This is a genomic window from Variovorax cryoconiti (genome assembly GCF_051216395.1).
In the GTDB taxonomy this organism is placed as follows: Bacteria; Pseudomonadota; Gammaproteobacteria; order Burkholderiales; family Burkholderiaceae_C; genus Variovorax.
The window spans coordinates 608,071-621,493 of the sequence record NZ_JBPJZI010000001.1 but is presented as its reverse complement, the minus strand read 5'-3'; the positions used below and the strand labels follow the sequence as shown (position 1 = coordinate 621,493).

The 13,423-nt window shown below is 65.3% G+C and carries 14 protein-coding genes; 12 read left to right on the top strand and 2 right to left on the bottom strand.

Annotated features, from left to right (window positions below; genetic code table 11):
- Positions 1-16: 16 nt before the first annotated feature.
- A complete protein-coding gene (gene ahpF / locus ACSFA2_RS03090) occupies positions 17-1,615 on the bottom strand; it encodes an alkyl hydroperoxide reductase subunit F (RefSeq protein ID WP_435453831.1) in 1,599 nt (532 codons plus the stop codon).
- A 91-nt stretch (positions 1,616-1,706) separates the two neighbouring features.
- The gene (gene ahpC, locus ACSFA2_RS03085; protein WP_435453830.1) at positions 1,707-2,270 is read right to left on the bottom strand and encodes an alkyl hydroperoxide reductase subunit C; all 564 of its coding nucleotides are present in this window, start codon (positions 2,268-2,270) and stop codon (positions 1,707-1,709) included.
- Between the two features lie 245 nt (positions 2,271-2,515).
- Between ahpC and bfr the strand changes: the two genes are divergently transcribed.
- From bfr to ACSFA2_RS03025, 12 genes are all read left to right on the top strand, one after another.
- Positions 2,516-2,992: a bacterioferritin gene (gene bfr, locus ACSFA2_RS03080; protein WP_435453829.1), complete on the top strand. Its 477-nt coding sequence runs from the start codon at positions 2,516-2,518 to the stop codon at positions 2,990-2,992.
- 193 nt (positions 2,993-3,185) lie between these two features.
- The gene (locus tag ACSFA2_RS03075; protein WP_435453828.1) at positions 3,186-3,836 is read left to right on the top strand and encodes a PepSY-associated TM helix domain-containing protein; all 651 of its coding nucleotides are present in this window, start codon (positions 3,186-3,188) and stop codon (positions 3,834-3,836) included.
- A 22-nt stretch (positions 3,837-3,858) separates the two neighbouring features.
- Positions 3,859-4,386: a DUF2271 domain-containing protein gene (locus ACSFA2_RS03070; RefSeq protein WP_435453827.1), complete on the top strand. Its 528-nt coding sequence runs from the start codon at positions 3,859-3,861 to the stop codon at positions 4,384-4,386.
- Between the two features lie 39 nt (positions 4,387-4,425).
- Positions 4,426-5,232 carry a DUF4198 domain-containing protein gene (locus tag ACSFA2_RS03065; protein WP_435453826.1) on the top strand — a complete coding sequence of 269 codons (807 nt, stop codon included), beginning with the start codon at positions 4,426-4,428 and terminating at the stop codon, positions 5,230-5,232.
- Between the two features lie 23 nt (positions 5,233-5,255).
- Positions 5,256-6,269 (top strand): FAD:protein FMN transferase, encoded by a 1,014-nt coding sequence (locus ACSFA2_RS03060; protein ID WP_435453825.1) that lies wholly within the window; start codon positions 5,256-5,258, stop codon positions 6,267-6,269.
- 41 nt (positions 6,270-6,310) lie between these two features.
- Positions 6,311-7,672: a sulfite reductase subunit alpha gene (locus tag ACSFA2_RS03055; RefSeq protein WP_435453824.1), complete on the top strand. Its 1,362-nt coding sequence runs from the start codon at positions 6,311-6,313 to the stop codon at positions 7,670-7,672.
- A 209-nt stretch (positions 7,673-7,881) separates the two neighbouring features.
- Complete coding sequence (locus ACSFA2_RS03050) at positions 7,882-10,203, top strand: catecholate siderophore receptor Fiu (protein ID WP_435453823.1); 2,322 nt, start codon at positions 7,882-7,884, stop codon at positions 10,201-10,203.
- 85 nt (positions 10,204-10,288) lie between these two features.
- Positions 10,289-10,969 carry a Fe2+-dependent dioxygenase gene (locus ACSFA2_RS03045; RefSeq protein WP_435453822.1) on the top strand — a complete coding sequence of 227 codons (681 nt, stop codon included), beginning with the start codon at positions 10,289-10,291 and terminating at the stop codon, positions 10,967-10,969.
- 111 nt (positions 10,970-11,080) lie between these two features.
- Entirely contained in the window at positions 11,081-11,353 is a 273-nt protein-coding gene (locus tag ACSFA2_RS03040) for a (2Fe-2S)-binding protein (RefSeq protein ID WP_140842751.1), read from the top strand.
- A gap of 98 nt (positions 11,354-11,451) precedes the next feature.
- Entirely contained in the window at positions 11,452-12,153 is a 702-nt protein-coding gene (locus ACSFA2_RS03035; RefSeq protein ID WP_435454165.1) for an energy transducer TonB, read from the top strand.
- A 19-nt stretch (positions 12,154-12,172) separates the two neighbouring features.
- Positions 12,173-12,883, top strand: coding sequence for a MotA/TolQ/ExbB proton channel family protein (locus ACSFA2_RS03030; protein WP_435453821.1), 711 nt, complete (start codon positions 12,173-12,175; stop codon positions 12,881-12,883).
- Between the two features lie 86 nt (positions 12,884-12,969).
- Positions 12,970-13,386, top strand: coding sequence for an ExbD/TolR family protein (locus ACSFA2_RS03025; RefSeq protein WP_435453820.1), 417 nt, complete (start codon positions 12,970-12,972; stop codon positions 13,384-13,386).
- The last annotated feature ends 37 nt before the right edge of the window (positions 13,387-13,423 follow it).

Sequence of the window (13,423 nt, the reverse complement as noted above, 5' to 3'; positions counted from 1 at the left end):
GCGTTGTGCGCTCAGATCACGCGGCCACGGCTTCCGCGTCGATCTTTGCGGCTTCCACCACGGGTGACGGTGTGCGAATCAGGTGGTCGAAGGCGCTCAGCGCAGCCTTGGCGCCGTCACCGGCGGCGATGATGATCTGCTTGTACGGCACGGTCGTCGCGTCACCGGCCGCGAACACGCCGGGCACCGAGGTCTGCCCGCGCGCATCGACCACGATCTCGCCATGCTTGGACAGCTCGACCGTGCCCTTGAGCCAGTCGGTGTTGGGCACCAGGCCGATCTGGATGAACACACCTTCGAGCGGCACGGTATGGCTCTCGCCGGTCGCACGGTCCTTGTAGACCAGGCCATTCACCTTTTGCTGGTCGCCGGTGATCTCGGTCGTCTGCGCATTGGTGTGGATGGTCACGTTCGGCAGGCTCTGGAGCTTGCGCTGCAGCACCGCATCGGCACGCAGTTGCGTGTCGAATTCGATGAGGGTCACGTGGCCCACGAGGCCGGCCAGGTCGATCGCCGCTTCCACGCCGGAGTTACCACCACCGACGACCGCGACGCGCTTGCCCTTGAAGAGCGGGCCATCGCAGTGCGGGCAATAGGCCACGCCCTTGTTCTTGTACTCGTGCTCGCCCGGCACGTTGATGTTGCGCCAGCGGGCACCGGTCGAGATGATCACGGTACGGCTCCTCAGAGACGCGCCGCTTTCCAGCTTGACCTCGACGTAGTCCTTGCCCGGCACCAGCGCGGCGGCACGCTGCAGGTTCATGATGTCCACGTCGTAGGCGCGCACGTGCTCTTCGAGCGCCATCGCGAACTTCGGCCCTTCGGTCGCCTTGACCGAGATGAAGTTTTCGATGCCCATGGTGTCGAGCACCTGGCCGCCGAAGCGCTCCGACGCGACACCGGTGCGAATGCCCTTACGGGCTGCGTACACGGCCGCAGCCGCACCCGCGGGACCGCCGCCGACGATCAACACGTCGAACGGGGCCTTGGCCGCGATCTTCTTCGCTTCGCGCTGGACGCCGCTGGTGTCGATCTTCGCGAGAATCTCTTCGAGGCTCATGCGGCCCTGCCCGAACTCGGTACCGTTGAGGAACACGGTGGGCACCGCCATGATCTGGCGTTCCTTGACCTCGTCCTGGAAGGTGCCGCCTTCGATCATCGTCGTGCGGATGCGCGGGTTCTGCACCGCCATCAGGTTCAGCGCCTGCACGACGTCCGGGCAGTTGTGGCAGGTCAGCGAGACATAGATCTCGAACTCGAAGTCGCCATCGAGCGCGCGAATCTGATCGAGCACTTCCTGCTCGACCTTGGGGGGATAGCCGCCGATCTGCAGCAGCGCGAGGATCAGCGACGTGAATTCATGGCCCATCGGCAGGCCCGCAAAACGCGGGCCGTGGTTTTCGCTCGGGCGATTGACCGAGAACGAGGGCTTGCGGTGGTTGTCGTCGCGGCTTTCGGTCAGCTTGACCAGCGGCGACGACTCGGCGACGTCCTTCAGCAGCGACAGCAGCTCGCCGGAGGCCTGGCTGTCGTCGAGCGAAGCGACGATCTCGATCGGCTGCGTGGCGCGTTCGAGGTAACTCTTCAGTTGGGCTTTGGTGGCTGCGTCGAGCATGGCGGACTCACTTTCGATATTCAAAAACTATCAAATCGGGATAAAAAGACCCGGGGCCTCGTGGGCGCCCGGGCCTTCTGGCGCAAGGCGCTTAGATCTTGCCGACGAGGTCGAACGACGGGGCAATGGTCTTGTCGCCTTCGTTCCACTTGGCCGGGCAGACTTCGTTAGGGTGCGCCGCTGTGTACACGGCCGCCTTGAGCTTGCGCAGCGTTTCCTTCACGTCGCGGGCGATTTCGTTGGAGTGCACTTCCATCGTCTTGATGATGCCATCCGGGTTGACGATGAAGGTGCCGCGCAGCGCCAGACCTTCTTCGGGGATGTGCACGCCGAAAGCGTTGGTCAGCGTGTGCGTCGGGTCGCCCACCAGCGGGAACTTGGCCTTGCCGACGGCCGGCGACGTGTCGTGCCACACCTTGTGCGAGAAGTGCGTGTCGGTGGTCACGATGTAGACCTCGGCACCCAGCTTCTGGAACTCGGGGTAGTTGTCGGCCGCATCTTCGACTTCGGTCGGGCAGTTGAAGGTGAAGGCTGCCGGCATGAAGATCAGCACAGACCACTTGCCCTTGAGCGTCTCGTCGGACACATCGATGAACTTGCCGTTGAGGTAGGCCTGGGTCTTGAAGGGCTGGACTTGGGTGTTGATCAGGGACATGGTGATTCCTTGGCGGTGCAGATGAAGAAAAGGTGAGCCATGAGTATAGCTACCAAATTTTGGCATTCGATAGCAATGAACTATCGAATGCATCGGTTGGACCTATGAATTCTCGAATGGCACGTCTCGCCGAACACGAACGCCTATCACCCTCACACGCATGCAGACCGGTTGCGCATGGGATTGCTTGCGTGCCCCTGCGAGCCGCACGGACAATCGCTGTTTCGAGAACAAGGAAGAACACCATGAAGGGCGACCCACAGGTCATCGAACATCTCCAGGCGCAGCTCAAGAACGAGCTCACTGCGATCAACCAGTACTTCCTGCATTACCGCATGCTGAAGCATTGGGGCTTGGACAAGCTGGCCAAGAAGGAATATGCGGAGTCGATCGGCGAAATGAAGCACGCCGACTGGCTCATGGACCGCATCTTCATGCTGGACGGCCTGCCCAACCTGCAAGACCTGGCCAAGCTGAACGTCGGCGAGGACGTGCCTGAACTCCTGGCGTGCGACCTCAAGGCGGAATACGGCGCGCAGGCCACCATCAAGGCCGGCATGGCCCACTGCGAGACGGTGCGTGACTACGTGTCGCGCGACCTGCTGCAGAAGATCCTCGATGACACCGAGGAACACATCGACTTCCTGGAGACGCAGATCGACCTGATCGGCAAGGTGGGTCTGCAGAACTACTTGCAGTCGCAAATGGGCGAACTCGAGTAAATCGGCAGGCTGCCGATGCCATGGCGGGACTTCGGTCCCGCTTTTTTTTTTCGCTTTACGCAACTTCACAAGCTATCAAATATGTAGCAGCATGACTCTGCACGGCGGTCCCTTTTGGGCCTTTCATGGATCGAAAGCCCTCGACGCAGATAGCAGTGATTCTCATTTGTAAGGCTAGAATTCTCGCCTTCGAATGACCTCCACCGCCTCCCCCGACACCCGCCGCCGTGCCTATTGGCTCAAGACCCTGCATGAATGGCACTGGGTGAGTTCGGCGCTTTGCCTGATCGGCATGATCCTTTTCAGCGTCACCGGCTTCACGCTGAATCACTCCTCGCAGATCGAAGCCAGGCCGGAGGTCACCGCCCTGCGCGGCAAGGTCGACGACGCGCTGCGCGCTCAACTCGAACGACAGGCTGTCGAGGTTCGAGGAGCCCGCAAAGGCAAGGCAGAACTGCCGCCCGAGTTGCGGGTCTGGGTCGACAAGGCCTGGCGAATCGACACCGGCCGCGGCGACGCCGAATGGTCCGACGACGAGGTCTATCTTTCGCTCCCCCGACCTGGCGGCGATGCCTGGCTGCGGGTGAGCCTGGGCGACGGTGAAATCGAATACGAACGCACCGACCGCGGCTGGATTTCCTATCTGAACGACCTCCACAAGGGCCGCCACACGGGCGCGGCCTGGAGCTGGTTCATCGACATCTTTGCAGCCGCGGCGCTGGTGTTCTCGATCACCGGCCTCTTCATTCTGAAGATGCATGCCGGCAACCGCCCCTTCACCTGGCCAATGGTCGGCATGGGTCTGGTCATCCCGGTGCTGCTCGCACTGCTGTTCATTCACTAGTTCGTCCCAAGAAAGGTCTCCCGTGCAAGTCCGCTACTCCCTGGCCATTCCCGCGCTCGCAGCCCTGTTCGGCGTTCCCGCCGTCGCCGCCGGTCTCGGCGCGAGCATCGAGGTGCCGCGCCTGAACGTGTCCGAGTACCACCGCCCCTATGTGGCGGCATGGATCGAGCGGGCGGACAACAGCGTCGCCGCCACCGTGGCCGTCTGGTACGACGTTCGCACACGGACGAACAATCCCGAAGGTGAAGGCACCAAGTGGCTCAAGGACCTGCGCCAGTGGTGGCGCCGCACGGGCCGCGAACTCCAGGTACCAATCGACGGCGTGACCAGCGCGACCAAACCCGCCGGCACCCATGTGATCAGCCTTCCCGACGCCGCCGCCGCGAAGCTGGCGCCGGGCGCCTACAAGTTCGTGGTCGAGGCCGCACGGGAAGTCGGCGGCCGCGAGGTCGTGTCCGTCCCCTTCCAGTGGCCGCCCACCAAGGCCGATCAGCAGCGCGCCAGCGGCAGCACCGAGCTGGGCGACATCAAACTCGAGCTCAAGCCCTGAGCGAGCGCCCACCCGATCACCCTCACCGGAAAGTCCACCATGACCTTGTCCCTTCGCACCCTCGCTTTCGCCACCGCCCTGACGGCCGTCGGCATGGCCCACGCGCACAACGCCTGGCTGCTGCCGTCGACCACGGTGCTGTCCAAGCCCGACACCATCTCGGTCGACGCTGCCGTCTCGAACGACCTCTTCGTCGCCAACCACGCCGCGATGCGTCTGGACAACCTGCTGATCACCGCACCCGACGGCAGCACGGTCAAGCCCGAGTCGGAGGCCAAGCTCAAGCACCGCAGCGTGTTCGACGTGAACGTCGGGGCACCGGGCACCTATCGCATCGCCGTCGTCAATGCCGGCGGCTTCGCGAGCTGGAAGGACAAGGCAACGGGCCAGCAGAAGCGCGCCCGTGGCACGCCCGAAGCACTCGCCAAGGAAATTCCGGCCGACGCGCAGGAGGTGACGGTCACGCAATCGGTCGGCCGCATCGAAACCTTCGTGACGGTGGGCAAGCCCTCGGCACCGAAGCCGATCGGGCAGGGCCTCGAGATGGTGTCGACCGGCGGCGCGTTCACCGATCTCGCCAAGGGCGAGAAGGCCACCTTCGCGCTGCACATCGACGGCCAACCGGCGAAGGACCTGGAAGTGACCGTGACGGCCGGCAACACGCAGTATCGCGACCAGCTCGCAGAAACGAAGCTCAAGACCGACGACAAGGGCCAGTTCAGCGTGACCTGGCCCACCGCCGGCATGTACTGGATCGACGCCAGCACCAAGGACAACAAGACGACGATGCCGCAGGCCAAGGAGCGCCGCCTGAGCTATGCGGCTACCGTGGAAGTGATGCCCTGAGCCCAGCGACAGTGAACGCGCAGGTGCGCCCCTCCTTCGCCACCTGGCACGCCAGCGGCTATGCGAACGCGGCCATGCCGCGCCTGGCTGACCCTTCGCGCCTCCAGTCGCTGGCCGGCCGCACCATGGGCACCACCTGGTCGCTCCGGTTCGACAACCCGTCGATGCAGCCGCCCGACGCGGTCCGCGCCGCCGTGACCGACGCGCTCGACCGGGTGGTCGCGCAGATGAGCACCTGGGAGCCGGCGTCCGACATCAGCCGCTACAACGCGGCCGAAGCGGGCACCCGTCATGCCCTGGCCCCGGCCTTCGCCGACGTGCTGGCCTGCGCGCTGCATTGGGCCGAGGCGAGCGGCGGTGCCGTCGACCCGACGGTCGGCCCGCTGGTCGCGTTGTGGGGCTTCGGCGCACAGGCCGGGACGGGCCCTGACCACCGCCCGCCGTCGCCGAAAGCACTGGACGCGGCGCGCGCGCGCACCGGGTGGCAACGCCTCGCATTCGACGCGGCGGACAGGCACCTCACGCAACCTGGCGGCCTGCACCTCGACCTGTCCGGCATCGCCAAGGGCTTTGCCGTGGACCACGTGGCCGATGCGCTGATCGCGGCCGGTCTGCAGGATTTCCTGGTGGAGGTCGGAGGCGAACTCCGGGGCGTGGGTCGACGACCCGACGGTCAGGCCTGGCGCGTGCGGGTCGACACGCCCATCGATACCCTGCCCCCCGTGGCGCTGACCGACCTGGCGATCGCCACCTCCGGCGACCACTGGCATGCGCACGAGCACGCCGGCCGGCGCTGGTCGCATACCATCGACCCGCGCAGCGGCGAACCGAGCTCGCACACGCTGGCCTCGGTCACGGTGCTGCATCCCTCCTGCATGCATGCCGATGCGCTGGCGACCGCCCTCACCGTGCTCGGCCCCATCGACGGCGCCGAGTTCGCCGCGCACCACGCGGTCGCGGCGCTGTTCGTCAGCCGCGACGGCGATGCCGGGCATCGCGCCATCGCCACGCCGGCCTGGACGGCGCGCGTTTCATGACCCATTTCCCGCCGTCACAACGCCCTTCGCGCCGCTGATCGATGACCGAGCCGTTCCATCGCATCGGGGCTGCGGGCCTGCTGGTGCTTGCGTACATCGTCATGTGCCTGGCCATCTGGTGGCGCCAGCGCCGTCGCCACGCCGCGGCGGCGCGCGCTGCAACAGCGCTGGCCGGCGACGGCGCGCAATCGCCGGTGCTGGTCGTCTTCGCGACGCAGACCGGGCAGGCCGAGGCGATCGCGTGGCAGACCGGCCGCGCGCTGCATGCCAAGGGCACGCCGGTGCGCGTGCTTTCGCTCAACGACGTGGACACCGCGACGCTGCGCGCGGCGCAGCGCGCGCTCTTCGTGGCCAGCACCTACGGCGAAGGCGATGCGCCGGACGGCGCCAGCGTGTTCGCAGAACGTTGGATGGGCATGGCAGAGACACTGCCGGCGCTGCGCTATGCCCTGCTCGCGCTGGGCGACCGCCAGTACGCCCAGTTTTGCGGCTTCGGCCGCGCACTGGATGCCTGGCTGCAATCGACCGGCGCCGTGCCGGTCGCACCCCGCATCGAGGTCGACAACGGCGATCCGGCAGCGTTGGCCGACTGGCATGCGCAATGGGGCGGTGGCGAGGCATCCGATGTCGCCGAAGCCACCGCCGACTTCGCACCTTGGCGGCTGGTGCGGCGCGAACTGCTCAACCCAGGCAGCGAGGGCGGCCCGGTCTACCAACTCGGCTTCCAGGCGCCGCACAGCGTTGAACCCAACTGGCAGTCCGGCGACCTGGTGCAGGTCGCGCTGGTCAACGACCCCGCCCGGCCGCGCGACTACTCGATCGCCTCGATCCCATCGGACGGCGAACTGCAGTTGTTGGTGCGACAGGAGCGCCATCCCGATGGCACGCTCGGCGCGGCCTCTGGCCTGCTGACGTCCACGCTGTCGCTCGGCGATTCGGTGGCCATGCGCCTGCGCCCGCACCGAAACTTCCGGCTCGACGGCAACGCAGAGCGCCCACTGCTCCTGATCGGCAACGGCACCGGCCTGGCGGGCCTGCGCAGCCACCTGCGGGCCCGTGCCGCCGTGGGGCAGCATGAGAACTGGCTGCTGTTCGGCGAACGGAATGCGGCACACGATTTCCTGTGCCGCGCGGAACTCGAGGCCTGGCGCGACAGCGGTGCGCTGCGCAGGCTGGACATGGTTTTCTCGCGCGATCAAGCGGAGCGGCTCTACGTGCAGCACCGCCTGCTGCAACTGGGCGACGAGTTGCGAGACTGGCTGGCGCGTGGCGCCGCCATCTACGTTTGCGGCAGCCTGCAAGGCATGGCAGCTGGGGTCGATGCGGCGTTGCGGGAGCTGGCGGGCGATGCACGCATCCGCGCATTGATCGCGGAGAAGCGGTACTGCCGGGACGTTTACTAGCCCGCCCGGCTGCCGACGCAACGGCACCTCGCATGTAGCAGTTTGGCAACAACACGTAAAAATCTTGAGGATTTTTACATGCGAATCATTATCATCCGTGCCGCAGACGCGTTCAGTGCCTGCCTCACCCAGCCAACGCCCTCTGGAGTTGCCGATGCCGGCGCCTCCCCGCGCAGCCAGTCGAGTCCAGAAAACTTCAGAGGACCTTCATGGCGTCACATATCAAAGCGCGCAAGCACGCTGCGCGTTCCACCACTCCCATCGCCAGTGCAGCGGCCGCCACCCTGATCGTCATGGCCATGCCGGTCGGTGCTCAGACAGCGGCGACCAGCACGCTCAAAGAAGTCCGCGTGCAGGACACGGCGACGCCCGACTACAAGGCCGACACGTCCGCCAACACGAAGTTCACGGCCCCGCTGGTCGACACGCCGCAGACGATTTCCGTCATCAAGGAACAGGTGTTGCGCGAGCAAGGCGCCACCACCCTGACCGAAGCGCTGCGCAACACCCCCGGCGCCAGCACCTTCTTCCTGGGCGAGAACGGCAACACCAATACCGGCGACACCATCTACATGCGCGGCTTCGACAGCTCCAGCAGCATTTTCGTGGACGGCATCCGTGACCTGGGTTCGGTGTCGCGCGACACCTTCAACATCGAGCAGGTCGAAGTGGTCAAGGGCCCGGCCGGCACCGACGTCGGCCGCACGTCGCCGACGGGCTACATCAACATGATCACCAAGAAGCCCAGCCTGGAGGACAGCTTCACCGGCTCGCTGGGCATCGGCAGCGCGAACTTCAAGCGCGGCAGTGTCGACTGGAACAAGTCGCTCAGCGGCGAGAACGGCATCGGGGCGGCTTTCCGGCTCAACGCGGTGGTCGACGACTCCGACGTCGCCGGGCGCGATGTGGTGAAGAACAAGCGCTCGGCGATTGCGCCGTCGCTCGCTTTCGGGCTCAACAGCCCGACCCGCGTCTATCTCGACTACGTGCATGTCGACCAGGACAACATCCCCGATGGCGGCGTGCCCACCATCGGACTGCCCGGCTTCGCGAGCCCGGACCCCCGACGCGGCTTCCTGGGCACGGCCGCGCGTGTCGATTCCAGCAACTACTACGGCACGACGTCCGACTTCGACAAGGTCAAGTCGGACATGTTCACCGCGCGTTTCGAGCACGACCTGACGCCTGACGTGACGTTGCGCAACACCACGCGCTACGCCAAGACCTCGCAGGACTACATGCTGACGGCCTTCATGGGCAGTTCCGCCAACATCGTGACGCCGAGTGCGGCCAACCCAGCCGGCTGGACGCTGGCACGCAGCAACCCGACCAACAAAGACCAGGTCAACAAGATCTTCACCAACCAGACCAACGTCAGTGCCAAGTTCAACACGGGCAGCGTCGGCCACTCGCTCAACGCGGGCGTCGAACTGATGCGCGAGGAGCAGGACAGCTACGGCTACTACGGGATCAACGCGATCGGCAACGGCGTCTCGGTCGGAAGTGGCAGTTGGCCGGCGGCCAATCTGTACAACCCCAACCCGAACGTCAGCGGCTACAACCGCATCCGCAATGGCGCAGACAGCAAGGGCACGACCGACACGGTGGGCATGTACGTGTTCGACACGCTCAAGTTCAACGAGCAGTGGCAACTGACCGGCGGCCTGCGCGTCGACCACTACAGCACCGACTACCTCGCGGGCACCCGCTCGACTGCGACCACCAACCCGACGCTGCCCGTCGGCACGCTGGTGTCGAGTTCGCTCAGCACGTCCGATAACCTGGTGACGGGGAAGCTCGGCCTGGTCTACAAGCCCGCAGAGAACGGCAGCATCTATGCGGCCTACGGCACCGCGGCGCAACCGCCGGGCGGCGCCAACTTCGCGCTCAGCACCTCGGCCAACAGCGCTGCGAACGTGAACTACGAGCCGCAAAAGGCCAAGACGGCGGAAGTCGGCACCAAGTGGGACCTGCTCGACAAGAAGCTGGCGCTCACCGCGGCGCTCTACCGCACCGAGGTGGAGAACGAAGTGGTGCAGGACCCCACCAACACCGCGGTCTACTATCAGACGGGCAAGAAGCGCGTCCAGGGTATCGAACTTGGCCTTGCTGGCGCGATCACGCCGAACTGGGGCGCCAGTGCCGGCTTCACGACCATGAATGCCACGGTGCTCAGCGGCCCCCCGGTCTCCGCCGACGGCAGCGCCGCGCTGGTCTACACGCCAGAGCGCGCATTCACCTCGTGGACGACGTACCGCCTGCCGTTCGGCCTGACCGTCGGCGCCGGTGCGCGCTACACGGGAGCGATCAAACGCGGCACGGACGGCGCGGTCGGAACGCCGGCGCAGATCGATTCCTATTGGGTGGTCGATGCCATGGCCACGTACCGCGTGAACAAGAACGTCGACCTGCAGTTCAATGTCTACAACGTGTTCGACAAGGACTACGTGGCAGCGATCAACAAGAGCGGCTACCGCTACACCCCGGGCGCGCCGCGCACGGTTCGGCTCACGGCCAACTTCGCATTCTGACGCTCCTCAAGGTGCGGCGGCAGAAGCGCTGCAATACTGAGCCCTGGCCCCGCGCCGGGGCTTTTTCAATGGAGCAGACCGAAAAATGATGCTGCATATCCCGCAGGTTCTGAACGCAGACGAAGTGCGTATCCTGCGCGCCGCGCTGGACGCCGCCGACTGGGTCGACGGACGCGAGACCGTCGGCCTCCAAGGCGCGCAGGTCAAGCAGAACCGCCAATTGCCCGAGCATTCACCGGTTGGCCGAGAGCTCGGGAAACAAGTGCTGGCGGCTTTGTCGCGCCACCCGCTCTTCTTCTCCGCGGCGCTGCCGCTGCGATTCGTGCCGCCACTGTTCAACAGCTATCAAGGCGGCGAGCACTATGGGCTCCACGTCGACGGCGCCGTACGCCGCCTACCCGCCGGCGACACCCCTTTGCGCACCGACCTCTCGTGCACCCTCTTCCTGTGCGACCCGGACGACTATGACGGCGGCGACCTCGAGGTGGTCGACACCTACGGCACGCACGAGGTCAAGCTGCCGGCCGGCGACCTGATCCTGTACCCCTCGAGCAGCCTGCATCGGGTGCACCCCGTCACCCGCGGCGTGCGCATCTGCTCGTTTTTTTGGCTGCAGAGCATGATCCGGGACGACCAGCGACGCGGGATGCTCTTCGAACTCGACAGGTCGATCCAGGCGCTTCGTGCCCGCATCGGCGACACCGACGAGACGGTGGCACTCACAGGGCACTATCACAACCTCCTGCGAATGTGGTCGGAGGTGTGACCCGCATGACCGACTGGGCGTCAAGGGCAAGACCATAGCGATTGCAAATGCGACGAATTCGTATTTATAATCACTCATCTTCAACCAGCCAGCCAAAGCGCCTTCACTGCCATGATCGTCTGCGTGTGCCGCCGAGTGTCCGACCGGGAAATCGCTCGCCATGCGCGCGCCGGCATGACTTTCGACGAAGTGCAGTTCGAATTGGGGGTTGCCACGCAATGTGGCCAATGCGAGGGCTGTGCCCGCGACGTCGTCGCGCAGTGCAGCGCTTCGCACCCTGTTGCAGCGCTCAACCGCGGCGACGGGACCCGGGCCATCCAGCTTGCCACTTCGATCCAGGAGAGCAACGCATGGAATTCCTCACGGCACTCGCTGGCAGCCTGATCTTCGTCGCCGGCTCGGTCTGGTGGATCTTTCGCAAATAGACAGCGGTTTAAGCTGCAAGTAGGGCGTGCCTTCGGCATGCTCTGATCGATGGGTAAATCGTGTCCGACCGCTTTTCTTCGTCTCCTCCCACCACGCTGGGCCTGTCCCGCAATGCGGTGATCGCCGGCAGCGTGGTGCTGTTCCACGTGGCGGCGCTCTGGGCGCTGCAGAGCGGGCTGATCCGCAAGGCCGCCGAAGTGGTGATTCCCGTGGAGATCCTGAGCGAGTTCATCGAACCGCCGAAGCCCAAGGATCCGCCGCCACCGCCCCCTCCTCCGCCGCCGGCCCCCAAGCCCAAGGAAATCCGGACGCCGCCGCCGCCGCGTCCGATGGCCATTCGGACACCGGCGCCCACCCCCAACGCGCCCACGGGCGTGATCGAGCCGCAACCACCTGCACCGCCACTCGCGCCGCCAGCTCCGCCAGCGCCACCCGCGCCTCCATCTCCGCCGCCGGCTCCGCCGGCGCCACCGGCCGTTCAGCTCCCGTCTTCCAACGCGGACTACCTGAACAACCCGAAGCCGGTGTACCCCGCCATGAGCAAGCGGCTGGGCGAACAGGGCAAGACGATCGTTCGTGTGTTGATCGGCGTCGACGGGCTGCCGAAAAGCGCCTCGATCCGCGAATCGAGTGGCTACGAGCGCCTCGACGAGGCAGCACGCACCGCCGTAATGAGTTGGCGCTACGTGCCGGGCAAACGCAATGGGGTCGTTGAACCGATGGAGTTCAACGTGCCGATCAACTGGGTTCTCAACTAATTTTCTGGAGCAGTTTCGTATGGATTCCCACTTTGGCCTGATGAACCTATGGAGTCAGGGCGACTTCGTCACCAAGGCTGTCGCCGTTCTGCTGATCGGCATGTCGCTCGCGTCCTGGATCGTGATCTTCATCAAGGCGCTGGACGTCATCAAATACAAGCGTCTGGCGAAGCATTCGCAGGATTTCTGGCACAGCGAAGACTTCGCCACTGCCCTGAACAAGCTCGGCAAGGACGACAGCAACCCCTTCCGCGCGCTGGCGCTCGAGGGCCGCGAGGCGGCAGCGCACCATCGCAACACCAAGGTGCATCTGCATGACGCGCTCGACGTGAGCGACTGGATCACGCGTTCGCTGCGCAACGGCATCGACGAGTTCACCGCGCGCCTGCAGGCAGGCCTGGCCGTGCTGGCCTCGGTCGGCTCGACCGCGCCGTTCATCGGCCTCTTCGGCACGGTGTGGGGCATCTATCACGCATTGATGAGCATCAGCTCGGCCGGCCAGGCCACGATCGACAAGGTCGCCGGCCCGATCGGCGAGGCGCTCATCATGACGGCGCTCGGGCTGGCGGTCGCCATCCCCGCCGTGCTGGGCTACAACGCGCTGGTGCGCGGCAACAAGTTCGTGCTGACCAAGCTCAACAGCTTCGCCCACGACCTGCACGCCTACTTCGTGACCGGTGCGCGCGTCCAGTCGACCGACGCCACGATCGTGCCGCTCAAGAAGGGCTGATGACATGTACCCCCAAGCTCGCATTCGCTCACTGCCCCCCAAGGGGGCGCATGCCTCCCTAGAGGCGGCTCGTCGGGAGGCATGAGATGGCCTTCGGAACCCAAGACGAACCCGATGAGGTGATGAACGAGATCAACATGACGCCGCTGGTCGATGTCATGCTGGTGCTGCTCATCATCTTCATCATCACCGTGCCGGTGATGAAGCACGCCGTGAACATCGACCTGCCCCAGGCGACCAGCGAGCCCGAGCAGACCAAGCCGCAGAACATCTTGTTCACGGTCGCGGCCGACGGCAGCTACTACTGGAACGAGAACAAGATCGAGGACAGTGCGCTCAAGACGCTGCTGGCCGCCGAAGCGGGCAAGGATCCGCAGCCGGAGTTGCACATTCGCGGCGACAAGGCCGTTCGTTACGAACGCGTCGCGCAGGCGATGTCGGCAGCGCGCGAAGCCGGCGTGCGCAAGATTGGCTTCATCACCGAGCCGGACGCGGCGAAGTAACGTGCACTCGACCGGCAACTGAAAAATAAATCGATCG